This is a genomic window from Lactobacillus kitasatonis DSM 16761 = JCM 1039, from assembly GCF_000615285.1.
Classification (GTDB): domain Bacteria; phylum Bacillota; class Bacilli; order Lactobacillales; family Lactobacillaceae; genus Lactobacillus; species Lactobacillus kitasatonis.
Window position 1 is genome coordinate 15,729 of the sequence record NZ_BALU01000015.1, and the last position, 24,532, is coordinate 40,260.

Consider the following 24,532-nt stretch of genomic DNA (forward strand, 5'->3'; position numbering starts at 1 on the left):
TATTCCCAGTAAATAGTTCTACCTAGATCACTCGAAAATAGCAACTTAGTTTTATTCATGTGACGCATACATCACACGCCAAATTTCTTCCATTTTGGCTAAACCATGCCAATCCCCTTCTTGACACATTCTATATAACTCATATGCGGGATTATAAGCAACTGCAGTGCCCTTATTTTCTTTCAAATATGCTCCAATAATTTTAATCATCATGAAACGAAAACGTTCAATTTCATTACGATTAAAGAAAACATCAAAATATTTGGCCACTAATTCTTGAATTTCATCATGAGAAGCATGCTTAAGCAAATCAGGATCTTTGCGATAATTTTCTAAAATATCTTTTGCAATTCCAGTTTCTTTGCTTAAATCATCCAGATCTACACTCTCATCAGTTATCAGCTTTGTGTAACGATCAAGGTCATTCAAAATATGTGGGCGACATTTCATCGTAGACATGATAACTGGTTTATTTAATTCCAAAATAATATAGTGAGCGGCTTTTTTCATTAAACGGAGTACTCTATCTTCAGGAAGACTTTGCTTAACTGTTTTTCCAACAACATAAGTATGGTCCGTAACTTCATATCTTTGCGTAGCTTGATTAAATTCTTTGCCACACACACCGCTAATTACAACGCCATCTGTAGCTGCTTTATCATAGTCAAAAAAGATATGCTTTTTATCACCAGTAATCGGTGAAAACGGCAAGTTATCAGTAGTAAAAACCTGAACATAAACGGAATAGTTCAAGTCGTCATCCTTGAACATTTTAATTGCACGATCTTCCATAAAATCTTCATAGATCAGATCTCGTTTTTGCATAATAAGTCTCCCTCCTTCCTCTATTTACAGCAACATTATAACAAAAAAATAAGCTAAAAATGTTAATTTTTCAGCCATTTTTTGTTTTTTTAAGCTAAGTAATTACCTGCAGCAAGATATAAATCATACCATTCTTGTCTAGTAAGCTCAATCTCACTGCCTTTAGCAGAATCTTTGACATGTTCCGGATTCATTGAGCCAACTAACATTTGCATATTAGCAGGATGACGTAAGATCCAGGCTGCCGCAATAGCATTTTTACCTACATTGTATTTGTCAGCCAACTTTTGCAACTCTGCATTTAACTTAGGGAAGCCATCATTATTGATAAAAGTTCCCTCAAACATGCCATATTGGAATGGTGACCAGGTTTGAACAGTTACGTGGTGCAAGCGAGCATAATCCAAGAATTGGCCATCACGATCAATAGAAGGATCATCAAGCATGTTCATGTGCATCCCGAAGTCAATCATTCCTGTGTGCTTCAAACCAAACTGCAATTGGTTAAACATCAAACGTTGACTGAGTGAATTTTGCAACAATTCAAATTGGGCAGAATCAAAATTGGAAACACCGAAGAAACGTACTTTACCACTAGCTTGAAGTTGATCGAAGGCTTCTGCCACTTCTTCTGGATCAAATAAGGCATCAGGTCTGTGAAGTACCAAGGCGTCAAGATAGTCGATCCCCATTCTATCCAAAATGCCATCGACACCTTTCAGAATATGCTCTTTTGAAAAATCATAGCGTTTACTAGGAACAATGCCTGTCTTGGATTGGATAAACAAATCTTCACGTTTAAGATTCATTTGCTTCAAAGCCTGACCAAATACTTCTTCAGATTTGCCACCGCCATAAATATCGGCAGAATCGATAAAGTTGATGCCTGAATCATAAGCGGCTTGAATGGCAACCTGAGCTTCGGGAATGCTCTTTTTGTCCATTCGCATAATACCTAAGGCCATGGCAGGAATATCCAAAGTGGTGCAACCCATCTTTATTTGCTTCATAATGTAAGTCCTTTCATTACTATTTTGCCTTTATTATGCGCTATTTTTGAGCAAAATAAAACTGATTTATCTAATTGAAAAATCAGCTTTTACTTATTAATAGATTTTTTCAACTTGTTCTTGAATGCTGTCCTTGTCCAAGAATTCATCGTAAGTTGTGTCTTGGCGGCTAACGATACCCTTAGGACCAACTTCAATAATGTGGTTAGCAATAGTTTGAATGAATTCGTGGTCGTGAGAAGTGAACAAAATTGAACCAGGATATGCAACCAAAGCATCGTTCAATGCGGTGATTGATTCCAAATCAAGGTGGTTAGTTGGATCGTCCATGATTAAAACATTGGCTGGTTCAAGCATCATGCGTGACAATTGGCAACGTACCTTTTCCCCACCGGATAAAACTTTGATCTTCTTTTCAATTTCATCGCCACTGAAGAGCATTCTACCTAAGAAGCCACGCAAGAAAGTATTGTCATCTTGTTCTTTAGTGGCATATTGACGAAGCCAATCAAGAATAGTCAAATCATTGTTGTTGAAGTTAGCGTTCAAGTCACGCGCCATGTAATTAAAAGCAGTAGTTTGACCCCAAGTTACTGTACCTGAATCAGGCTTAATCTTGCCGGCAACGATATCAAGTAATGCAGTAGTAGCCAAGGCGTTACGTGATAAAAAGGCCACCTTATCTCCAGGACGTACGATAAATGAAACGTTGTCCAAAATCTTTTCACCATCAACTGAATAAGAAACGTTTTCTACCTTAACTAAGTCATTACCCAAATCGCGGTGCATTTCAAATTTAACGAATGGATACTTACGTGAAGATGGCTTGATGTCATCTAAAGTGATCTTATCAAGTTGCTTCTTACGTGAAGTAGCTTGGCGAGACTTAGAAGCATTAGCTGAGAAACGAGCGATAAATTCTTGCAATTGCTTAATCTTTTCTTCTTTTTTAGCATTTTGGTTAGCTGCAAGTTCGTTAGCCAACTTGCTTGATTCGTACCAGAAGTCATAGTTACCAACGTAAAGTTGAATCTTGCCACGGTCAACGTCACACATTTCAGTACATACTTGGTTTAAGAAGTGACGGTCGTGGGAAACTACGATCACGATATTAGGATAATCTGCTAAGAAGTTTTCCAACCATTCAACGGTGTGCACGTCAAGACCGTTAGTAGGTTCATCGAGTAAAAGAATGTCAGGATTACCAAAGAGTGCTTGAGCAAGAAGCACCTTAACCTTTTCGGATTCTGGCAATTCCTTCATGAGTGTTTGATGCTCTTCTTCAGGGATGCCTAAAGATTGCAATAGTTTTGAAGCATCGGCTTCGGCGTTCCAGCCATCGAGTTCAGCAAATTTACTTTCAAGTTCAGCTGCCTTAACCCCATCTTCATCACTAAAATCAGGTTTAGCATAAAGGGCATCCTTGTCCTTCATTACTTGGTAAAGTTCTTTATGTCCTTGAATTACGGTGTCCATTACGGAAAAATCATCAAAGGCGAAGTGGTCCTGATTCAAGCTAGACATACGCTCATTAGGATCGATACTAATTGAACCTGTAGTTGGTTCAAGCTTGCCTTCTAATAATTTAAGAAAAGTTGACTTGCCGGCACCATTTGCACCAATTACGCCGTAGCAGTTGCCCGGAGTAAATTTTAAATTCACGTCTTCATAGAGTGTGCGGCCGCCAAATTTAAGACTTAAGTCGGATACTGTAATCAATCGTTATACCTCACTTTTAATATAAAATAATGTCTAAGTATAGCAAAAAAGCAAGCTCTAATAAATAGAAAACCTGCTTTTTTAATTTTTATTAAGATTAAAACTTTTTGAAACTGTCTAACTTTTCCTGGGTAATATCACGAATAATTGCAGTAGCTAAATCAACAGATGCCTTGAAGTCCTTGTAACTACTGAAGCAATATGGTGAGTGTTCATAACGAACTGGAATACCAATAACGATCGTTGGTGCACCATTTTCGTAGTAAATTGCGGCACCGTCTTGGCCACCACCAGTTCTAACTGAACGAGTGTATGGAATGTTGATCTTGTCAGCCAAGTCGCAAGCATATTGTTGGAACTTAGGGTTTGGCAAGAAAGTAGTATCCATATCGCGAAGCATTGGTCCACGCTTTAAACCGGTTTGTGAAAGCCAATCAGGAGTGAAGGTGTCATCTGCTGGACAGCTTTCAAGTACAATACATAGATCTGGCTTAACTTTTCTAGCGGTTACGTAAGCTCCGCGAAGACCTACTTCTTCTTGGCTAGACAAAGCGGCAACAACATCAAAGTTAGTTTCTTCACCCTTCAAGTTGTCCAAAACGTCAATCATCGCACCGGCACCAAAACGGTCGTCGAAGTCTTTACCAAAGAACAAACCAGATTTTTCGTGGTATTCGCATTTTACATCAACAAAGATTGGACAACCTGTGTCGATCTTGTAGTCCTTAATTGTTTCTTCACGGCTGCTTGAACCAACATCAATTGACATATCGGCAACGTCAGGCACGTTGTTTCTTTCAGCAACAGTCATAAAGTGTGGTGGCTTAGTTGCGACAACACCAGGGATGTATTCGCCATCACGGTTTCTAACCTTAACCTTCAAAGCGGGGATGTTGTATTTTACCCAGCCGCCGAGTGGAACAAACTTGATTAAACCATTTGGACGAACGGCCTGGGTGATGAAACCAACCGCATCTGAGTGGGCATCAAGTTGAATTACAGGACGGTTGCCCTTGTTTTCCTTCTTTGATGCATAAACATTGAGCATCCCGTCAGTTTCAATATTGGCTGTCTTTTCTGCATAGCTAGTAAAAAGTTTAACGAATTCTTCTTCAAAACCAGATGTAGCGTTAGCATCTGAGAATTCTTTAAGCATTTCGATTTCTTGTGCTTTTTCCATAATTTTCTCCTTCTGTAAGTCTTTACATCAAATTCTATCATAGTTCTTTATCTTTATTTTTTGCTAAACTAGAATGAGGAGGTTTTACATCGTGAAAGAAAAACCTATTTGGAAGAAAAATCTATTCGTCTTATCGATCGCGGTCTTCATTGCAGGGATCGCATTTTCAGAAATTATGCCTTTCTTGTCGTTATACATTAACACGTTAGGCAACTTCTCTCACCAACAACTTAACTTCTGGTCCGGGATCGTTTATTCTGGTACGTTCATTGTTTCAGCGGTTGTTTCTCCTTGGTGGGGCAAATTAGCTGATAAAAAAGGACGTAAACCAATGATTTTGCGGGCCGGAATTGGGATGTCCGTCGTTATCGCCTGCATGGGTTTAATCCAAAATGTTTGGCAATTGCTTTTGCTTAGAATGCTGCAAGGTGTATTTGCCGGCTTTATTTCTAACTCTAATGCCTTAGTTGCCACCGAAACGCCGAAGACAAATTCTGGACAAGCTCTAGGAACGATTGCTTCAGCGACCACTGCCGGTACCTTGCTGGGACCACTTGTTGGTGGTGCTTTAACATCAATTTTTTCATACCACATTACCTTTATGATCACTGGCGGCTTGCTCTTATTATGCTCAATCTTAGTTCTATTCTTCGTTCATGAAGACGACTTTAAGCCAGTTACCGCGAAAAAATTGGACAAGGCCAGCGGCGTAATTAAGTCGCTTCGTTCGCCTCATCTGATCTTTGGTTTGCTATTAACCACTTTAATTATTCAAGCAGCTAATAACTCCATTAACCCAATCGTTTCACTATATGTCCGCCAATTACTTAACGGCCATGACAACGTTGTCTTCATCTCTGGTGTTATCGCCGCCCTTCCTGGGATTGCTACTTTCCTAGTGGCCTCCCGCTTCGGTGCACTCGGTGATAAAATCGGTACTCACAAAATCATCGTGGCTGGTTTTATTGCGGCATCAATTTTCTTCTTCCTGACCGCTTTTGTACGAAACACAGTTGAATTAGGAATTTTGCGCTTCTTAGTTGGTTTTTCTGACGCTTGTTTATTCCCACAAGTACAAACAATGTTAACCAAAAACTCACCTGCCGCCGTTACTGGCCGTATCTTTTCATGGAACCAGTCGGCTATGTACATCGGCAACATCGTAGGACCGCTACTTGGTTCATTCGTATCAGGGATGTTCAATTATAGCATGATCTTCATCGTCACCACGGTGATCGTATTGATCAATCTATTTTTGTTCAGAATCAACGTCATTCGCAATTTACAGTAAAAATAAAAGCTTGAGAAAAATCTCAAGCTTTTTATTCTGCCGCTTTTTTGGCTTCATGTCTGTTATAAATAAAGTTAACTACGTACGCACAAATCATTAAAAACAGTGCCACATACATAATTTCGATAATTCCTGAATGGAAAATTCTTCTCATGATTGGCAATAATGCAGTTGGCAAACTCTTAGCCGATTCCGCATCACTCAACTTGTTCATCATGGTCATCGTAATGCCGCGATGGCCGGCGATTCCTCGAGCCAAAGCCAAGTTCATGATGACCCCATAAATGGCAGCCATCACAGTTTGAGCAAGAATTCGAATCAAGAAACTCAGTGACGTAGCCGGTGCCATATCTTTTTCACTAGCGTCAATCTGCACCTTGATCTGCAAAATAACAAAGATCGAACCTACACCTAAACCAGATAAAGCTGCAATGATCATCAAGATTTGATATGGCGTGTTCATTGGCACCAAGATCAAGCCTAAAACGGTAATGACGATCAAAGTAAAATCGATAATGAGCAAACGATAATTGCTAAAATGACGCAAGAAATATGGCGCGCTTTGTGAACCGACAATATCGAAAATGGAGTTAGGGATCAAGGTCATCCCACCGATTAAAGCGGAGGTCCCTAAAATGGCCTGCGACCACATTGGCAAATAAGTGTTAACTGAAATATAAGCACCCCATGCTAGGGCAAACAGGATAAAGTCGCCCACCAACGCTTTATTCATAAAAACACTCAACGGTACAACAGGACTATCTGCCTTGTTTTCCACAAAGATAAAGGCAACAAGTAAGGCAATTCCGATAATGACGAAAGCTGCAACCATGATACCACTAGCTAAACCCAGCATCTGAATTCCAACTAAAAAGCAGGACAAGCCAGCGATCAAAGTGAAGGCACCCATTTTGTCAAAGTGTACTTTTTCCTTAGCCTTGTGCACATCGCGATAAAAGACAAAACTCAAAATAATGGAAATCAGTCCTAATGGAACATTGATGTAGAAGACCCAGTGCCAAGAAAGGGCATCAACGATCCAGCCACCAACAAGCGGTCCCGCAATACATGCCGCACTGAAGCTGGCCGCAATGTAGCTTAAAATAACCGTTCTTCTCTTAATATTCGGATAAATAAAACCGACAATAACATAAGGCAGCGAGCCCATACCGCCGGCACCGACACCCATTAAAATTCTGGCAATTAAGAAGAAGTAAATATTTGGCGCTATCCCTTCAAGTAGAGAACCAACAATAAAGAGGATAAGTGAAAGTTCAAAAGCAAATTTATTGCCCATTCTTTCACCTAATTTGCTCCAAATTGGTACTGAAACGGACATCCCCAGCAAGAAGCAGGCAACGATCCAGCCCATATATTGAATTCCGTGCAGATCAGAAACGATCGCAGGAATTGCCGTATTAATAATGGTAGCGTCTAGTCCTGACATGATATTAGCCAAAAGTAAGGACCAAGTTACCATCGAAATTTGCTTTTTATTCATTCAATCTCGCCCTTTTACTTAGAAACTTTTTAACTAGAACATTATGCAAGTTACCTTTATAATTGTCAAAATAGTAAACGGTTTCATGATAAAATATAAATACCTACTTTTTATAGGAGAGATTTTCTATGATTAAATTAATCGCTGTCGATATGGACGGAACTTTTTTAAACTCACAAAGTAAATACAACGAAGTCAGATTCAAGGAGATTCATTCTAAACTTGATGAAAAAGGTATTCATTTTGTCGTAGCTAGTGGTAACCAATATTATCAATTAAAAGATTTTTTCACCGATTATGATGATATTGACTACGTAGCTGAAAATGGTGCACTTATCCGTAATCCAGAAAAGGTTTATGCAGTACACTCTTACCCTACTGAAGCTGTTAAAGCCATCGAAAAATTTTTATTAGATCAAGTACCCAATCTTAATTTCTTAGTCTGTGGTGAACAAGCAGCTTATGGCCTAGATATCTTGCCAGAAAAATACTTTAAGATGTCTAGCCATTACTATCATCATTTAGAAAAAATTAAGAGCTTTAGTGATATTCACGATAAAATCCTAAAATTTGCAGTTCAATGTCCCGATGAAAAAACCGACTATTTTGTTCAATTATTCAAGGACAACTTGAGCCAATATAGCGGCGTTACAAGCAGCGGTCACGGAGACATCGACATCATCCAACCTGGCATTCACAAAGCTAACGGCTTAAAAGAATTGGGTGATATTTTATGCATTAAGTTAAGCGAAATGTGCGCATTCGGTGACGGTGGAAACGATCTAGAGATGCTCCGAGAAGTTGGCGATGGCGTCGCAATGAAGAACGCCGTTCCAGCCCTTCTTGAAGTGGCTAACCACGTGACTGACACTAACGATGAAGAAGGCGTTTTGAACTACATCGAAAAAAATATTCTTTAGAATCTGCTTGACAATATCCGCTTTTGCTAGTTTAATATAAGAAAAATATAGTGATGACCTTTAAAGTTAGTCCTGTGAGGCTAAGAAGGAAATCTGCTTGAGCTAGTCTTTTTTGTGCTAGCAGAAACAGAAAGACCATCTTGGACTCAGTGTCCTTGGTGGTCTTTTTCTTTTGGTCATCCAAGAAAGGAAAAATATATGGCAAAAGAAATTGTTGATGCAATTAGTATGAAACGTGCCTTAATGCGAATGACCTACGAAATTATCGAACGCAACAAGGGTACGGAAAATTTAGTTTTAATCGGTATTAAAACTAGAGGCCTTTACTTAGCTCAAAGAATTGCTAAGAACCTTAAGAATCTTGAAGACGTTGATGTTCCGGTTGGAGCAATCGATGTTTCTCAATATCGTGATGACCTGCCAGAAAGCGAAAAGGAAAAGATGATTCATAGTCAACAACTCGACTTTGATATCACCGACAAAAACGTTGTTTTAGTCGACGACGTTTTGTTCACCGGTAGAACTATTAGAGCTGCGCTTGATGCAATCATGGATCAAGGTCGTCCAGCTAAGATCAACTTGGCAGTTTTGACCGACCGTGGTCACCGTGAATTGCCAATTCGTCCTGACTTTATCGGTAAGAACATCCCTACCGCAATGGATGAGGAAGTTAAAGTATCAATGACCGAAGTCGATGATAAAGACGGCATTGATATCATGAACAAATAGGAGTATTTCAATGAGTGAAAAAGAAAAGTTTAGAAACCCGGACGCGATTTTAGACGTCTACGAAAAGCCTGAACTTGGTCAAGGTATCCTGCTCTCCTTGCAGCATATGTTTGCCATGTTCGGTTCTACCGTTTTGGTTCCAATCTTAATCGGAATCAACCCAAGTATCGCCCTGCTTTCATCAGGTGTCGGTACTTTAGTCCACATGATCTTGACCCACTTTAAGATCCCAGCATACTTAGGTTCAAGTTTTGCCTTCGCTGCGACTATGCAAGCATTGATGAAGATTGACGGCTATCCTGCAGTTGCTCAAGGTGCGATTGCTTCTGGTTTAGTTTACGTAATCGTGGCTTTGATCATTACCAAGGTTGGTTCTGGTTGGGTTAACAAGGTTTTGCCACCAATCGTGGTTGGACCAATCATTATCGTTATCGGTTTGTCACTTGCTACTACTGCCGCAAACGACGCTATGATGAACCACCAAAAGTATGACTTAACTTACTTCGGTGTTGCCATCTTCACTTTGGTAATGACTTTGATCTTCCAAATGTGCTTCAAGGGCTTCACTAGTTTGGTTTCCATCATGCTTGGGATTATCTGTGGCTACGTTTTATCCTGCTTCTTGGGCATTGTTGATTTCTCAGGTGTTGAAAAAGCAGCCTGGTTCTCAATTCCAGCCCTTGACGTAATGGGTATCAGCTACCATTTCAAATGGTACCCAGCAGCCATTTTAGCCATGGCACCAATTGCCTTCGTTACGATGACTGAACACATGGGCCACATTATGGTGCTTAACTCATTGACTAAGCGTAACTTCTTTAAAGATCCTGGTCTTCACAGAACTATGATGGGTGACGGTATTTCAACGATTATCGCCGGTTTCATCGGTGGTCCTCCTACAACTTCATACGGTGAAAACATCGGTGTTCTTGCCATGACTAAGGTTCACTCAGTATGGGTACTTGCAGGTGCCGCAGTTTGTGCAATCATCTTCAGTTTTGTAGGTAAACTTGCAGCATTGATTGAATCAATTCCAATGCCAGTTATTGGTGGTATTTCATTCTTGCTCTTTGGTACCATTGCTTCAAATGGTTTGAAGATTTTAGTTGATGACCAAATCGACTTTGGCGAAAAACGTAACATGTTGATCGCTTCAGTTATCTTGGTTATCGGTATCGGTGGTGCCTACCTCCAATTGGGTAACTTCCAGTTAACTTCAGTTGCTCTTTCAACTATTATTGGTATGCTTTTGAACTGGTTATTACCTAAGAAGGCTGCCAGTGAAAAGGCACTTGAAGAAAAGAACAAGGCAAAGCAAAAGCAAGACGGTAAGATTTACCAATAGATATAGAATTTAATTGAATAACCAAAAAATAAGAGTTCCGTTGGAACTCTTATTTTTTATCTAAAACTCTCAGCAATTTCAGGATCCATTTCATCCTCTAAAATACTGTGACCTTGATCCAAGGTCTTGATCTTCTTCATATCGTCAGCATCTAATCCAAAATCAAAAACATCAAAGTTTTCTGCCAATCTCTTCTTATGAACTGACTTGGGAATTACCACATAGTTTCTTTGTAAAAACCATCTCAGCATACCTTGCGCAGTAGTCTTATGATGCTTTTCAGCAATCTCTTCTAGAATTGAATTGGTAAAAATATGGTTGGCACCTTCCGCAAATGGTGCCCAGGCTTCAGGTTGTACACCCTCTTTTTCCATATACTTCTGTGACTTCCACTCTTGGTTCCAGACATTAGTTTCAATCTGGTTCACGGCTGGCTTCACGTCATTAAAAGTAATTAGATCGGCAAGGCGTTCGTTCCAAAAACTGCTGACACCAATCGCACGAATACGACCTTCCTTGTATAAACGTTCAAGTGCGCGCCAGGTGCCATAATAATCATTGTAAGGCTTATGAATCAGATAAAGATCGATGTAGTCGAGTTGCAACTTCTTCATTGAATCATCAAAGGCCTTGAGAGTGTTGTCATAGCCATAATCATCGACCCAGATTTTTGAAGTGACAAAGATGTCTTCACGTGGGACGTTGCTGTGCTTAATTGCATCCCCGACTGCCTGCTCATTGCCATAGATTTGTGCGGTATCAACTAAACGATAGCCGACCTCTAAACCATCTTCGACGACTTGTTGCGCTTGTTCAAGATCATCGATTTGATAGACTCCGAAGCCAAGGCGTGGCATTTTTACTCCATTGTTTAATGTGACGAAATTTTCCATGTTGTTTTCCTCTGAAAGATAATTTTTTAATTATTTTAGCATCTATTTCCTGGGGAAAGAAACGATTTTGCTATCAAAACATAAATTAAACAAATATATGGTTAACTCACTCCCTAATCCAAAACGATTAGGGATTTTTTATTATTTCACAGCTTTTCCCATTCTATCGGCAATGTAATCACTTACACAAAAGTAGGCTAGACCAATAGTAATTAATTCAATACAGTTGCGTAATACTATGCTTTTGCTAATTAGACCAATTAGTGTATAATGTCTATTTGTTACGTACAAAAGGAGAAGAAGAATGGCGAATTTTTTACTTGTCAGTCATGGTAAATACGCTAAAGTAACTAAAGCCAGCGTTGAAATGATTGCCGGCGAACAAAAAAACGTCAAAGCAATCGCATTCAAACAAACCATGAACCAAGATGACTTACTTGAAAAGATTACCAAAGTAGCCAGCGAATTCGACGAAGCACCAACAATCCTCGTCGACATTGCAGGCGGTACACCAGCTAACACTGCCCAGCGTTATCAACAGAAGCATCCCGACGTTGCCGTTTACAGCGGTCTATCGATGCCGCTTCTGCTTGCATTAGTCATGGGTACACCAATCGACGAAGCGATTAAGCAAACGATCGATAATATGGCACCAGTTGGCTTGACCAAGAAGAAGGAAGAAAAACAAAAACCTAAGGTAGTTAAAAAGGAAGAAAAGCCTAACAAAAACGTGGCCTTGACTCCTCACACGATGCAAAACGTGCGTATCGACGAACGGTTAATTCACGGTCAAGTTGCAACTATGTGGACCAACGCCTTGAAATTAACTCGCATCATGTTGTCGGTGATGACATCGTTAAAAACGACGTGCTCAAGACCGGTCTTAAGACTGCATGTCCACACGGCATTCACCTCAGCATTTTAACCGCTCACGGTGCAGCGCGTCGTATCAATTCAGGCAAATACGTTGGCCAAACCGTTTTATTACTGGTTAAGAACCCCGGCGTTCTTCGTCAACTGGTCAACTTCGACGTGAAACTACCTGAGATCAACGTTGGCAACATGTCAACCAAGCCTCACTCATGCCAAGTGGCCAAGAGTGTTGCAGTACTTGATAAAGATGTAGAAGACTTTGAATATTTGGATCAAAAGGGATGCCACATCTACCATCAAATGGTACCTAGTGAACCTAAAGAAGATTTCATGGAAATGATTAAGTAAGGAGTAGAAAATGACAATAGCTTGGTGGCAAATTTTACTATTAACTTGCCTAGCTTTTTGGGTAATTATCGATCAATTAACTGTATCGATTTTGAACAATCCTTTAGCCATTGGTATGGTTTCAGGAATTATTATGGGTGACATCACTACAGGTCTTGCCGTAGGATCCACCCTGCAATTGATGGTCCTTGGGGTATCAACCTATGGTGGTGCTTCAATGCCAGACTTTATGACTGGTGCGATCGTTGGTACCGTTTATGCCGTTTTATCCGGTAAAGGTATTCAATTTGCGATCGGTTTAGCCGTTCCAGTTGGCTTGTTAATGGTGCAACTCGATGTGCTTGCTCGATTCATCAACACCATTTTCCAACACAGAATGGACAAATTTATTAAGGAAAACAATCCAGATTCAGCCGCAAGAAACGCCCTCTGGGGAACTTTCTCATGGGGACTTTCACGTGCGATCCCTGTCTTCATTCTTTTAATCGTTGGTAACGATGTTGTCAGAATGATCTTACGCGTCATCCCTACTTGGCTCACAAACGGACTTAAAGTTTCCGGTGGTATCTTACCTGTTGTTGGTATCGCTATCTTGCTTAGATACTTACCAACTAAGCGTTTCATTTCATATTTAGCAATTGGTTTTATCGCAGCTTCCTACATGAAGATTCCGATGCTTGGTGTTGCCTTACTAGGTGCAGCTCTTGCCTACATTCACTACCAACGCGAAGTTGCTAAATTAGAAGAAAAACCTGCTACTACAAACACAAATAATACAGAAAGTGAGGAATATGAAAATGACGAAGGCGAATACGAAAACTAATTCAGGTAAGTTAACCAAGAGAGATTTATTCAGAGCTAACTGGCGTTGGCTTTGGGGCAGTCAATTATCTTGGAACTACGAAAGAATGATGGCACCTGGTTACTTCTACGCTGTCTTACCATTCCTTAAGCGTTGGTACAAAGACGACGAATTAGTTGAAATGATGCAGATGCAAACTCAATTCTTCAATGTTAATGCCTATGTTGGTAACTTCATCATCGGTGTTGACTTAGCCCTTGAAGAAAGCCAAGGCATTAAATCTAAAGACACTGTTGCTGGTATCAAGACTGGTTTAATGGGACCACTTGCCGGTATTGGTGACACGATCTTTAGTGCGATTATTCCAACTATCTGTGGTTCAATTGGTGCCTACATGGGACTTAGAGGTAACCCTCTTGGTTCTATCCTTTGGATCCTCGTTGACATTATCATCTTGTTCCTTCGTTTCTCATTCTTGCCAATGGGTTACTACCAAGGTACTAAGTTGATCGATTCAGCTTCTGGTAAGTTGAATGCTATCACTGACTCAGCTATTTTGCTTGGTGTAACGGTGGTTGGTGCGTTGATCCCTACCGTTATTAAGGCGAAAGTACCATACATTTTCCATACCGGTAAAATCACGCTGAAGATGCAAACAATTTTAAACCAAATCATGCCATCCTTGGTACCAGTACTACTCGTAACACTTGTTTACTGGCTACTTGGTAAGAAAGGCGTTACATCAACTAAGATGATCTGGTTCGTATTGATCCTCGGTATCGTCTTATCATACTTCCACATTTTGGGTTAAAGACTAAAAAAGAAGTTCCAAATGGAACTTTTTTTATACCTATGTTTATTTTTCAAGTAAGCTATTCCCCGGCAAAAAGGAAAATATACCCCACTGGGATCAAATAAAAGTTTTCATGTAAAAAGCCTTGCTTATCAACGTATTCCACTGAGTTAGCCTTGATAAAAAAGCAGACAAAGCCAAGAATCATCAAGAATCCACCGATTAAAACCGTAATCATGTTGTACTTTGCCTTGCGATTTTCATCTGTATCTTTAATTAATTTTTGTGTCATCTTATTCATATTATCGTCTCCCCAAATTAACTGATCTAGTGAGACGTGAAAGACATAGTTGATCTCAATCAACATTTCTAAGTCAGGTAAATTGCGGTTGTTTTCCCAGTTGGACACCGCCTGTCTCGTCACATGCAATTTTCTGCAAACTGAGTCTATGACAGATTGTTCCCCTTTCTTAGCTGTTTAATTTGATCACTAAATTTCATTTCTTTCACCTCACAATTAATTTTGGCAGAACAGCATAAACCAACAAGAAAGCACTGCTTGCATTAGCGACAGCAGTGCTTCCCGTTTTATTTTTCGACCCTAGCTTGATAAAAGCCAAAGCTCATTTGACGTAAAGTTTTAATGAAACTATTTTTATCTAATTGTTTACCAGTCGTCAAAGTTTCAAATTCTCCATCTGGATCTTTCAACTTCTGGTCTGTTCTATGGAAACCATTTCTCTCGTAGAACTTCAGCCGACTAACACGTTGCTTGTAATTTTTCGCCTTCTTAGTTACAGGTTCAATATCAATCACAATTTGCTTATCTGGAAACTCATCTTCCAGCATCGACAAAATCTTAGTACCATATCCATGTCCACGCAACTTTTCACTGACTGCTAAATAAGTCAGGTAGACGGTGTTGTCATTTTCAGCATAATAGGTAATGCCGCAGAACGTGCCATCATCATAAATTGCGTGAAACTTTACATTACGGTGAAGTGACATTGCTAATAGTGAAAACATTGAGAATCTTTCCCAAGCTGGGAATGCCTTCATGTACAACTGCTTAACGTCACGATATGCTTTTGTGCCCCATCGGACGGGCTTAGAATCTAAAATAGTATCCTTCTTTTCTATCTAAAATAAAAAAACATTACATTTTTACATCCATATTTTATCAAAAAAATACGATAACAAGCAAAAAGAACAGATCATAAGATCTATTCTTTTTTATCTATGTTATGTAATTTTCAGTCAAATCAACTTGTACTTCTTAAGCAATTCTTCTACGTAAGTGCCCTTAACTTTCTTGAGCATCCCATTAATTGCCAACTTTTCAGCAACAGGCAAGTCAAGTTACTCAAGCTTCTTTTGATCGTTCAAGTAGTACATAGCGTTCATAAGCATTCTGACATCAAAGGCAGATGCAAATACTTCTGGCACACTACGGTCAATATCAAGCAAGGTGTAAACAGCTTCCATAGCAGTTCTTACTGAGTATTCAGTGGTGAAGACAGTGTCTCTTGGAGTCTCAGCAAAGTTACCAATGAAGGCCAAGTTCTTTGAGTGATCTGGCACAACCTTTGGTCTGTCACCTAATGCTCTAGGCATGAAGTATGAAGTGATGTAAGGCATATGTACTGGAATAGTTGTAGCAGCTGCAGCCATTTCTGGGATCTTTTCTTCAGGAACACCCATGTGGTAAAGCCATTCTTCACACATTTCCATACCGTTACATTCAGGCATCGTCTTGCCAACGTAGTTACCCTTGGTGTCTGAGAATAAACCATAAAGCCATACAATTAATTCATTTAGCTTTTGTGCCTTAAAGTGTGGCTGACGACTGATTGAGTAGCCAAGAAGCCAGTTGAGTCTTTAATGGTAGTTGGACCACTAGTTACGATTGAGCCACTGCGTGGATCCTTCTTGTTAACTGCTTCAATGTATGGAACAATGTCATTGTTCTTGATGGTAATTGTAGCTGACATTCTCCAGTTAGCCTTTGGAATATCCTTGCAGAAGACATCTGGGTGACCGAAGCTCTCATCTTGAGCAGCCAAACCTGAACCGACAATATATGCTGATTTTTGATCAACGTCTTTTGGCTTACTTGCGTTTACAAAAGCTTCATAATTACCATTGCCATAATGCATAAATCTCAATTGCTGAGATTACGCGTAAAGCCAACGTTTCGCGGACTTCTTTTTACCGCAATTATGAAAACAAAGATTCAGTAATGAAAAAATTTTTAGCTAATCAATATCAAAAATTTACTGATGATATTACTGAACATAAATTAAAGTCATTATCTGAGCAACTAGTAGTTTATCTCACCTTTTTCCAAAAGAATCCGGAAATTATGAAAACATTGCTTGAAGCCGGCTTTGAAGGCGGCTTGCTTAACTTGCAAACCCGGTATTTGAAAAAGTTGCTTAAAGTTTATCACCCAGATTTACATTTGACTGATTATGCTATTGCCTACCAGTCAGGTGGCATTTATATGCTTTTAGTTTGGTGGGTAAAGCAAGGCTATAGAACGTCACTAGCTGAATTGGTAGATTATATCGAAAAACACATTATGCTTTAGTGATCATGTTTAGGCAAATTTGTCTCTTTCTTAGCTTGTGCAATATTATGTTCATTCAATTGCAGAATTTTAATTCTCTTTAATAGAGTCTTTTCTGCATATTTACCAATTAGGTCTTCAAAAGGCTGTGATTTCTTTTCACGACGCCTGGTTGCAAGAACATCCATGTATTTTTCTAGATTTCTCATCAGGAAAAACGTTGATTACCCTCAGTAAGAGCTAAATTCATTAGTAGTCTAGCTGTACGACCATTACTATCTCTAAATGGGCGAATGGAAACAAACTTCAAATGCAAATCTGCCGCATATTGCACTGGATGCAGGCGATCACGATTTTCATTAGCCCAATCAGGATGCGTTTTAGCAATAGACAAGCGGTTCAGGTCTCTGATTATACTTTGATTCAGCGGTTGTTTTCTTGAAGCAAGATCCATCATGTAATCATACGCTTCATTTAAATCAATAGCGGCAAGCACATCTTTTACCGACTCACCATGAACCGTCATCCCTTTATTCAAAATAGAGGCTGTCTCATATTTGTTCAAAGTACTACCTTCAATGGCATTTGATGATCAAACATATTCAATTCTAGTGTCTTGTTCTAATGCCCTAACTTGTTCTTTATCAAGTGGACGATAGCTATTCATTTTATTAAGTAAATTAGTTAATTCATTTGTGTCCATGGTTTCACCTCAATTTCATTCTTTAATATTATACCGATATTTATAAAAATATACTGAAAAAGCTAATCCCAATCGGAATTAGCTTTTTCATTTACTATTGAAGTTTTTTCTGTTTTTTACCGAAGTTGAAGTAGAAGTTCAAAGCAAGTGCAATGACCAGCAAAATCACTGATACTAACATGATTTCTTTAATACCTGAATGGAAAATATCTCTCATCGTTGGCACTAAATTCTGTGGCAATAATCTTGCACTCTTAGCATCACTCAACTTATTCATCATTGTCATCGTAATGCCAGGATGGCTGCTTACACCACTAGCCAAGTTCAAGTTCATGATTACGCCGTACACAGCGGCCATCACGGTTTGAGCCAAAATTCTAATCAAATATGAAGTTGAAGTAGCCGTAGCCATATTCTTAAGACCGGCATCAATTTGTACCTTCAATTGTAACGCAACGAAGATAAAACCAACCCCGATACCTGAAAAGGTACCGATGACAGCTAAAAGTTGAACCGGCGTGTGCAAGTTTGCAAAGAACAAGCCAGCTGAGGAGATAAGCATTGCAACGATACCGATGAAGACCAGCTTAAAAGTGGTCAAGTGATCTTGAATTGCGGCCACACTTTGAGAAGCAATGATTTCCACAATTGAGTTTGGAATCAAGGTCATCCCACCAAGAAGTGCTGAAAGTCCGAGCAGTGCCTGTGCCCACATTGGCAAGTAAGTGTTAACGGCAATGAATGCACCCCAAGTGAAGGCAAACAAAAGAAAGTCGCCGTCTAGATCTTTATTCTTAAACAAAGATACCGGAATAATTGGGTTTTGTGCATGATTTTCACGCATAAAGAACAAGACAATAAATACCAAGCTGACGATGATCAAACCAATGACGATCCAGTTGGCAGTCAAACCGACTAATTGAACGCCCATCAAGAATAGAAGCAATCCAATTACTAATAAACTTGCACCAGGAATATCGAAGACTGGTGTTTGCTTTGGCGTAACTGGCTTGTAGTAGATTAAGCAGATCAAAAATGCGATCAAACCAATTGGAATGTTGATGTAGAAGACCCAGTGCCATGAGAAGGCATCGATTAGCCATCCACCAATAAGTGGTCCTAAGATTGCTGCACCATTCCAGCTGGCGGTCAAATAGCCAAGGACCTTGGTTCTAGTCTTGATGTTTTTAAAGACGTAACCAGCAATGATATAAGGCAGTGAACCCATACCGCCGGCACCAACACCCATGATAAATCTAGAACATAGGAAGAAAATAATGTTTGGTGCCATACCTTGCAAAGCAGAACCGATGACAAACAATGCTAGTGAAATTTCAAAAGCACGTTTGTTGGTGATCTTCTCTCCTACCTTAGTCCAAATTGGAATGGAAATTGACATCCCCAGCAAAAAGATAGCGACAATCCAACCCATGAATTGGATTCCGTGCAGGGATGCAACAATCGCAGGAATCGCCGTGTTAATAATCGTACCATCCAGGCCTGACATCACATTACCTAGCATCAACGCGATGATAACCATCGTAACTTGTTTCTTATTCATCAAAACTCCTCTCAACTTCAAAATAAAAACGCTAGATAATAACAATCTAACGTTTTTGGGTAAAAAAATATGGAGGATACAGGGCTCGAACCTGTGACCTCCTGCTTGTAAGGCAGATGCTCTCCCAGCTGAGCTAATCCTCCATTATGGGGCGGAATGTGGGATTCGAACCCACGCATGCTGGATCCACAAACCAGTGTGTTAACCCCTTCACCAATTCCGCCATATTACGGTCCATGTGGGATTTGAACCCACGATCTCCTCCGTGACAGGGAGGCGAGATAAACCACTGCTCCAATGGACCAATCAAAGGAGGATGTGGGATTTGAACCCACGCGCGGCAGAACCGCCTAACGGTTTCAAAACCGTCCCCTTAAGCCACTTGGGTAATCCTCCATAGCCGAACAGATACTATTATACTAGAGTGAGAAAAAAGCGCAAGTGTTTTTTGCAAAAAAATACAGATATTACAATTTAAGCAATATCTGCAATCTTTTTAGTCATGTAAATTCTTTTGGTAAAGCAAGTACTTGTACTCTTTGCCAGCAATTTCAACGAATCTTTCAGTTGCAATGTTGCGCCAACCAAAGTGTTCGTAGAATTCTTGAGCTTTCTTATTACCGTCAAGGCACCATAAGTAGATCTTACCGTAGCCCATCTTCTTCAATTCGTTTTCTGCAGCGCTAAGCAAAGTCTTTCCGACATTATAGCCTTGAAAGTCTGGTTCAACGTACAAAGCCATTAATTCGCCACACCCAAGCATTCTGGTATCGCGCGGACGACCATAGCTGACAGCAGCGCAAACAACATTTTTATCATCTTCGAAAATTAAATTGTGACGGCCACTCTCATTAAGTCTTTTAACCCAGGCATTTTCTGGAATATTGTCTAAAAATTCATCAGGCAAAATTCCCTTATATGTGTCTTGCCAACATTTTTGAAAAAGTTTACTAGTTTGTTTTGCTTCGTCTTCAGAAATTAGCGGTTTAATAATCATTTTTTCTTTTTACTTCTTTGTCAAAACAGTCACGGCTTCAACATGTGGAGTCTGTGGGAACATATCAACAGGATCGATGCGATCAAATTCATAACCTTGTTCTTGGAACAGCTGCAAATCACGTACCATAGTTGCAGGGTTACATGAAATATAAACAACCTTTTCAGGACCAGTCTTCACAGTCGCATCAATAAATTCAGGGGTTAAGCCTTTTCTAGGTGGGTCAACGAAAACTACATCAGTTTTAAGACCTTGCTTAGCCCAACGTGGCATAACCTCTTCGGCCTTACCCAAATAGTACTTAGCGTTGTCAATGCCGTTCAACTTGGCGTTATCCTTGGCATCTTTAATTGCATCCCGTACAACTTCGATTCCGCGCACACCCTTAACATGCTTAGCCACACTTAAACCGATTGTACCGATACCTGAATAAGCATCAATCACAACATCACTTGGCTTCAAATCAGCCTTTTTAATTGCCAAATCGTACAAACGTGGTGTTTGCAATGAGTTAATTTGGAAGAAACTTTGTGGTGAAATTCTAAACTTCAAGTCGCCGATCTTATCAGTAATTTGATCATTACCAAAGACAACGTAATCTTTTTTACCCAAAATTACATTAGTCTTCTTAGGGTTGTGGTTCAAAATCAAGCCAGAAACGCCATGAATTTGACTAATTTTAGCCGCAACACCTAAAAGTTGTGGGAAATCTTTGTGTAGGCAAACCAAAATTACCATGATTTCGCCGGTTGCTTTACTTCTACGCACATCAAGATAACGTACCTCACCTTTATGATTGATTTCATCATATGCAGGCACTCTATATTTACGTAAAATATCGCGAACAGCAACCAAAACGCGATCAATTTCAGGATCAGTAGTAAAGAAATTAGTAAGTGGCACTAAGTCGTGTGAGTGACGTCTGAAAAAGCCGATTTCAAGCTGACCATTAATTTCACGTACTGGCACTTGTGCCTTATTACGATAACCAGTTTGTTCAGGACTTGGCAGTGTCTCGCCTACCTCAACATCATCTAAGTGCGCCTTTTTAAGTAAGTTAACTACTTGATTACGTTTGAATTCAAGTTGCTTATCATATTTGATATGTGCTAAAGATGCCAAACCGGTTTGAACCCATTGATTGAGCTTGATCTTTACTCGATCTGGACTCTCCTTCTTAATTTTTTCGATCTTGGCAAAAGCAAAGTTCTTCTTAACCTTCAAAATTTTGGCACTAACGATTTCGCCTGGAAGAGCGTTAGTAACAAAGATTGTCAGTCCTTCATCATGAGCAACCCCCATTGCTTCATATGAAAGGTCGGTAATCTCTAAGTCGACAATTTGGTTTTTCTTCATGTATCTTCAACCTTTTTAATAAATCAATTCGTTACTATTATAATACTTGACCAGTTTTGTGTCTTGAAAATTATTTTTCATGAAAAGTATTGACATGCTTTTTTAATATTGCTATCATAATTCCAACAATTAACGAAAAAGTAGCTGCTTCGTTCAGCGGTCAGAGAACTGGTGGTGGGTGCAAACCAGACAGGCGAAGTCAGACGAAATACATCGTGGTTATATTGCTCGGAAATATTCAGAACCGTTACCATCTGATAGAGATTCAAGTACTTAAACTTGAAAGAGTGGGTGGTACCACGGCTATCGTCGTCCCGTTGACTTAGGTCAGCGGGACTTTTTTTATTTGGAGGAATAGAAATATGGAAAAAAAGAAGGTATCCCTTACAGAATCAATTATCATTCTGATAGTTTTACTAGCTATCTTAGGAATCTCCGTAATTAAATTCGGTTTATCCCCAGAAGTTCCAGTTTTATTTACTATACTTTTACTTACATTTTGGGCAAGACTTCGCGGCTTTACCTGGCAGGATGTTCAAAATGGTATCAAAGAAGGTATCGGCGTTGCGATCATCCCAATCTTCATCTTCATGTTGATTGGTGCCTTGATCGGTGTTTGGATCAAAGCCGGAATCATCCCTTCCATTATGGTTCTTGGCTTTAACATGATCAGTGGCAGTTTCTTCGTACCATCTGTCTTTCTTGTTTGTTCTATTGTTGGTATCGCAATTGGTAGTGGTTTTACTACCATCTCAACCGTTGGTATTGCCTTATTCGGTATTGGTTCAAGTATGGGTGCCAATCCTGCTTTAGTTGCCGGTGCAATCATCTCTGGTGCGGTATTCGGTGATAAGATGTCTCCATTATCTGACTCAACCAACTTGTCATCCGCCGTCGCCGAAAGTGAACTTTTCGCTCACATTAAAAACATTATGTGGTCAACTATTCCTTCATTTGTAGTATCACTTGTTCTTTTCTGGATTCTCGGTAACGGTGGTCACATGGACCAACCAAGATTGAACGTACCTCTCAAGTTTTGCAAAACAACTTCACCATTTCTTGGTGGGCACTTTTACCAATCGTCATTATGTTAATTTGTGCTTGGCGTAAGATCCCTGCAATTCCTACTTTGTTCATAAATATTGCTGTTACTGTAATCATGATCTTTATTCAAAGCCCTCATGAATCACCACAATCATTGAACAACTTGATTATGAATGGTTTTGTTGCTAAAACTAGCGATGCTTCAGTTAACGCATTGCTTACCCGTGGTGGTATTTCCAGCATGATGGCTACTGTAGCTTTAATTATCTCAACCTTGTCGCTTGGTGGGATGCTTATGAAGTTCAACATCGTTCAAAGTGCGATGGAACCACTTGTTAAGCACTTAACTAAGCCAGGTCGTTTAATTACCGTTACTATTCTTTCAGGTATTTGTATCAACCTCTTCATTGGTGAACAATACTTATCAGTAATTTTGCCAGGCCGTGCTTTCAAGCCAGCCTTTGATAAAATCGGTCTTTCACCATTAGCACTTAGTCGTGTCCTTGAAGATGGTGGTAGTGTTATCAACTACTTAATCCCTTGGGGTGTTGCCGGTTCCTTTGCCGCATCAGCATTGGGTGTACCCGTGCTTCAATTCTTGCCATTCGTCTTCTTCAGTTTGTTATCACCTGTCTTCTCAATCTTGAGTGGTGTTACAGGTATCGGCTTAAAATGGGCTAAGAAAGACAAATAATTGAATATAACTACATATTAAAAAGGTCTGCAATTAATTTTGCAGGCCTTTTAATTATTCATATCATACATCCGAATTTGTGCTTTCTTATATTCTTTCGAATTGCGATAATCATCATACAAAATATCTGTCACAGTCACCTGATTATTTTGCTCTTCAAAACCAATCTTTTGCTTTAATTCTGAATTATCCTTTCGGCTCTCCGAGCTACTTCTGCTTAATCTTAAATCGTCTAATTCTCTATCAATAAAGGTTTTCTGCGAACCGGTTAAAATATCATATTTCTTTTTAGCATTTTCTGTAAAAAATAATTCTTTCACTTCGTCAGATGCATAACTTTTATCAGGATGATCGCTACGTTCGCCACGGACCTCGCTATCAGTATATCTTTTTTCCATAAAATCACTTCCTGTTTTCACAATAACAGGATAATAAAAGAAAGTGTTAAATATTTGCCTAAAGCTGCTAAAAATTTATACTTTTTCAATAAATACGTTAAAATAGATGAGATAATTAATTAATAAATAGAAAGAGTGACATATAAATATGGACAATATGAACTTTTCAAGTCCTGAACGTCGTCAAGTACACGATGTCTCAGAAGTTAATGGTTTTCTTTCCAAGATGTATGGCTACATGGGCTTAGCTGTTCTTGTATCAGCTATCGCTACATTCTTAACCATGACTGTATTTAGAGCAGCTGTGATGCAAATGCCAACTGCATTGATGTGGATTATTCTTATCATCCATTTGGTTTATCAATGGGTATCAGCTTTAAGGCTACAAGAAATCCAACTGCTGGTTTTGTAATGTTGATGATTCTGGCCATTATCTACGGTTTTGAATTCGCACTTCTAGCTGGTTTCTACACGGGTGCTCAAATCGGTACAGCATTCCTTTCATCAGCTGCCGTCTTCGGTTCAATGGCCATCTTCGGGACATTCACTAAGAGAGACTTAAACAATGTTGGTTCCTACATGGGCGCAGCTTTAATCGGTTTGCTTGTTGCAATGCTTGTTAACATGTTCTTGCGTAACTCAGTTGCTACATTCGTATTCTCAATTATCGGTGTTGTAATCTTCACTGGTTTGACTGCTTACGATGCACAAAAGATGAAGAGCATTTACAACAACTACGGTAGCCAAGTTTCAACTAACGGTCTTGCTGTATTAGGTGCTTTACAACTCTACTTAGACTTCATCAACATCTTCTTGTTCTTACTTCAAATCTTTGGCATGGGCAACGACCGTAACTAATTTAATTAAGACAAAAAATTCCTGTTGGTACAAAAACCAACAGGATTTTTTATTACTCTGCCTTCTTATCTTGATCGTAAGCGTCATATAACCGAGTATCTTTTTTAGTCTGTATTTTTCAGA

The 24,532-nt window shown here is 39.5% G+C and carries 20 protein-coding genes, 4 tRNA genes and 5 pseudogenes; 11 read left to right on the forward strand and 18 right to left on the reverse strand.

Annotated elements, in window-relative coordinates:
• Nucleotides 1-51: 51 nt before the first annotated feature.
• The 4 genes from JCM1039_RS08995 to JCM1039_RS09010 all read right to left on the reverse strand — a co-directional run bounded on the left by JCM1039_RS08995 (nucleotide 52) and on the right by JCM1039_RS09010 (nucleotide 4,734).
• Nucleotides 52-825, reverse strand: a complete 774-nt coding sequence (locus JCM1039_RS08995) for a hypothetical protein (RefSeq protein WP_025015507.1) — start codon at nucleotides 823-825, stop codon at nucleotides 52-54.
• A gap of 89 nt (nucleotides 826-914) precedes the next feature.
• Nucleotides 915-1,835: an aldo/keto reductase gene (locus JCM1039_RS09000; protein WP_025015508.1), complete on the reverse strand. Its 921-nt coding sequence runs from the start codon at nucleotides 1,833-1,835 to the stop codon at nucleotides 915-917.
• Between the two features lie 96 nt (nucleotides 1,836-1,931).
• Nucleotides 1,932-3,554 (reverse strand): ABC-F family ATP-binding cassette domain-containing protein, encoded by a 1,623-nt coding sequence (locus JCM1039_RS09005; protein ID WP_025015509.1) that lies wholly within the window; start codon nucleotides 3,552-3,554, stop codon nucleotides 1,932-1,934.
• A gap of 97 nt (nucleotides 3,555-3,651) precedes the next feature.
• Nucleotides 3,652-4,734: a M42 family metallopeptidase gene (locus JCM1039_RS09010; protein ID WP_025015510.1), complete on the reverse strand. Its 1,083-nt coding sequence runs from the start codon at nucleotides 4,732-4,734 to the stop codon at nucleotides 3,652-3,654.
• A gap of 91 nt (nucleotides 4,735-4,825) precedes the next feature.
• Here JCM1039_RS09010 and JCM1039_RS09015 point away from each other — a divergent pair, with 91 nt between their 5' ends.
• A complete protein-coding gene (locus JCM1039_RS09015; protein ID WP_025015511.1) occupies nucleotides 4,826-6,025 on the forward strand; it encodes an MFS transporter in 1,200 nt (399 codons plus the stop codon).
• Between the two features lie 31 nt (nucleotides 6,026-6,056).
• On the opposite strand, the gene JCM1039_RS09020 is transcribed toward JCM1039_RS09015, so the two are convergent.
• Nucleotides 6,057-7,526 (reverse strand): MFS transporter, encoded by a 1,470-nt coding sequence (locus JCM1039_RS09020; protein ID WP_025015512.1) that lies wholly within the window; start codon nucleotides 7,524-7,526, stop codon nucleotides 6,057-6,059.
• A 128-nt stretch (nucleotides 7,527-7,654) separates the two neighbouring features.
• Here JCM1039_RS09020 and JCM1039_RS09025 point away from each other — a divergent pair, with 128 nt between their 5' ends.
• From JCM1039_RS09025 to JCM1039_RS09035, 3 genes are all read left to right on the forward strand, one after another.
• On the forward strand, nucleotides 7,655-8,446 hold the full coding sequence (locus JCM1039_RS09025; protein ID WP_025015513.1) for a Cof-type HAD-IIB family hydrolase: 792 nt from the start codon (nucleotides 7,655-7,657) through the stop codon (nucleotides 8,444-8,446).
• 198 nt (nucleotides 8,447-8,644) lie between these two features.
• Nucleotides 8,645-9,175: a bifunctional pyr operon transcriptional regulator/uracil phosphoribosyltransferase PyrR gene (gene pyrR, locus JCM1039_RS09030; protein WP_025015514.1), complete on the forward strand. Its 531-nt coding sequence runs from the start codon at nucleotides 8,645-8,647 to the stop codon at nucleotides 9,173-9,175.
• 10 nt (nucleotides 9,176-9,185) lie between these two features.
• Entirely contained in the window at nucleotides 9,186-10,520 is a 1,335-nt protein-coding gene (locus JCM1039_RS09035; protein ID WP_025015515.1) for a solute carrier family 23 protein, read from the forward strand.
• A 56-nt stretch (nucleotides 10,521-10,576) separates the two neighbouring features.
• Here the strand turns inward: JCM1039_RS09035 and JCM1039_RS09040 are convergent, their stop codons facing one another.
• Nucleotides 10,577-11,413: an aldo/keto reductase gene (locus JCM1039_RS09040; RefSeq protein WP_025015516.1), complete on the reverse strand. Its 837-nt coding sequence runs from the start codon at nucleotides 11,411-11,413 to the stop codon at nucleotides 10,577-10,579.
• Nucleotides 11,414-11,780: 367 nt separating this feature from the next.
• Here JCM1039_RS09040 and JCM1039_RS12765 point away from each other — a divergent pair.
• The 4 genes and pseudogenes from JCM1039_RS12765 to JCM1039_RS09060 form a co-directional block, all read left to right on the forward strand.
• A pseudogene (locus tag JCM1039_RS12765) lies at nucleotides 11,781-11,999 on the forward strand (PTS sugar transporter subunit IIA); the annotation flags it as partial.
• Between the two features lie 218 nt (nucleotides 12,000-12,217).
• Nucleotides 12,218-12,634 (forward strand): PTS sugar transporter subunit IIB, encoded by a 417-nt coding sequence (locus tag JCM1039_RS12770; protein ID WP_244438050.1) that lies wholly within the window; start codon nucleotides 12,218-12,220, stop codon nucleotides 12,632-12,634.
• Between the two features lie 10 nt (nucleotides 12,635-12,644).
• Nucleotides 12,645-13,457, forward strand: coding sequence for a PTS mannose/fructose/sorbose/N-acetylgalactosamine transporter subunit IIC (locus JCM1039_RS09055; protein ID WP_025015517.1), 813 nt, complete (start codon nucleotides 12,645-12,647; stop codon nucleotides 13,455-13,457).
• Nucleotides 13,432-14,247 carry a PTS system mannose/fructose/sorbose family transporter subunit IID gene (locus JCM1039_RS09060; protein WP_025015518.1) on the forward strand — a complete coding sequence of 272 codons (816 nt, stop codon included), beginning with the start codon at nucleotides 13,432-13,434 and terminating at the stop codon, nucleotides 14,245-14,247. The genes JCM1039_RS09055 and JCM1039_RS09060 overlap by 26 nt, the downstream gene beginning before the upstream one ends.
• A 61-nt stretch (nucleotides 14,248-14,308) precedes the next feature.
• On the opposite strand, the gene JCM1039_RS11435 is transcribed toward JCM1039_RS09060, so the two are convergent.
• The 3 genes and pseudogenes from JCM1039_RS11435 to JCM1039_RS11440 form a co-directional block, all read right to left on the reverse strand.
• On the reverse strand, nucleotides 14,309-14,638 hold the full coding sequence (locus JCM1039_RS11435; protein WP_306305428.1) for a DUF3955 domain-containing protein: 330 nt from the start codon (nucleotides 14,636-14,638) through the stop codon (nucleotides 14,309-14,311).
• Nucleotides 14,639-14,817: 179 nt separating this feature from the next.
• A complete protein-coding gene (locus tag JCM1039_RS09070) occupies nucleotides 14,818-15,294 on the reverse strand; it encodes a GNAT family N-acetyltransferase (RefSeq protein ID WP_081775158.1) in 477 nt (158 codons plus the stop codon).
• 192 nt (nucleotides 15,295-15,486) lie between these two features.
• Nucleotides 15,487-16,292: pseudogene (locus JCM1039_RS11440) on the reverse strand (oleate hydratase); the annotation flags it as partial.
• A 176-nt stretch (nucleotides 16,293-16,468) separates the two neighbouring features.
• On the opposite strand from JCM1039_RS11440, the gene JCM1039_RS12275 reads away from it, so the two are divergent.
• Entirely contained in the window at nucleotides 16,469-16,819 is a 351-nt protein-coding gene (locus tag JCM1039_RS12275; RefSeq protein ID WP_162148746.1) for a TetR/AcrR family transcriptional regulator C-terminal domain-containing protein, read from the forward strand.
• Here the strand turns inward: JCM1039_RS12275 and JCM1039_RS11450 are convergent.
• The 8 genes and pseudogenes from JCM1039_RS11450 to rlmD all read right to left on the reverse strand — a co-directional run bounded on the left by JCM1039_RS11450 (nucleotide 16,816) and on the right by rlmD (nucleotide 21,415).
• Nucleotides 16,816-17,501 (reverse strand): annotated as a pseudogene (locus tag JCM1039_RS11450) (Fic family protein). The gene JCM1039_RS12275 and the pseudogene JCM1039_RS11450 overlap by 4 nt on opposite strands.
• A gap of 94 nt (nucleotides 17,502-17,595) precedes the next feature.
• Nucleotides 17,596-19,062, reverse strand: a complete 1,467-nt coding sequence (locus JCM1039_RS09100) for an MFS transporter (protein ID WP_025015522.1) — start codon at nucleotides 19,060-19,062, stop codon at nucleotides 17,596-17,598.
• A 70-nt stretch (nucleotides 19,063-19,132) separates the two neighbouring features.
• A tRNA-Val gene (locus JCM1039_RS09105) sits at nucleotides 19,133-19,205 on the reverse strand.
• A gap of 4 nt (nucleotides 19,206-19,209) precedes the next feature.
• A tRNA-His gene (locus JCM1039_RS09110) sits at nucleotides 19,210-19,285 on the reverse strand.
• A gap of 7 nt (nucleotides 19,286-19,292) precedes the next feature.
• Nucleotides 19,293-19,366, reverse strand: a tRNA-Asp gene (locus JCM1039_RS09115).
• 6 nt (nucleotides 19,367-19,372) lie between these two features.
• Nucleotides 19,373-19,458: transfer RNA gene (locus JCM1039_RS09120), tRNA-OTHER, on the reverse strand.
• Between the two features lie 100 nt (nucleotides 19,459-19,558).
• The gene (locus JCM1039_RS09125) at nucleotides 19,559-20,059 is read right to left on the reverse strand and encodes a GNAT family N-acetyltransferase (RefSeq protein WP_025015523.1); all 501 of its coding nucleotides are present in this window, start codon (nucleotides 20,057-20,059) and stop codon (nucleotides 19,559-19,561) included.
• Between the two features lie 9 nt (nucleotides 20,060-20,068).
• Nucleotides 20,069-21,415, reverse strand: coding sequence for a 23S rRNA (uracil(1939)-C(5))-methyltransferase RlmD (gene rlmD / locus JCM1039_RS09130; protein ID WP_025015524.1), 1,347 nt, complete (start codon nucleotides 21,413-21,415; stop codon nucleotides 20,069-20,071).
• A 362-nt stretch (nucleotides 21,416-21,777) separates the two neighbouring features.
• Here rlmD and nhaC point away from each other — a divergent pair.
• Nucleotides 21,778-23,153: pseudogene (gene nhaC, locus JCM1039_RS11455) on the forward strand (Na+/H+ antiporter NhaC).
• A 50-nt stretch (nucleotides 23,154-23,203) separates the two neighbouring features.
• On the opposite strand, the gene JCM1039_RS09140 reads toward nhaC, so the two are convergent.
• The gene (locus tag JCM1039_RS09140) at nucleotides 23,204-23,551 is read right to left on the reverse strand and encodes a hypothetical protein (protein WP_025015525.1); all 348 of its coding nucleotides are present in this window, start codon (nucleotides 23,549-23,551) and stop codon (nucleotides 23,204-23,206) included.
• A gap of 148 nt (nucleotides 23,552-23,699) precedes the next feature.
• Between JCM1039_RS09140 and JCM1039_RS11460 the strand changes: the two are divergent.
• Nucleotides 23,700-24,409, forward strand: a pseudogene (locus JCM1039_RS11460) (Bax inhibitor-1/YccA family protein).
• Nucleotides 24,410-24,532 lie beyond the last annotated feature (123 nt).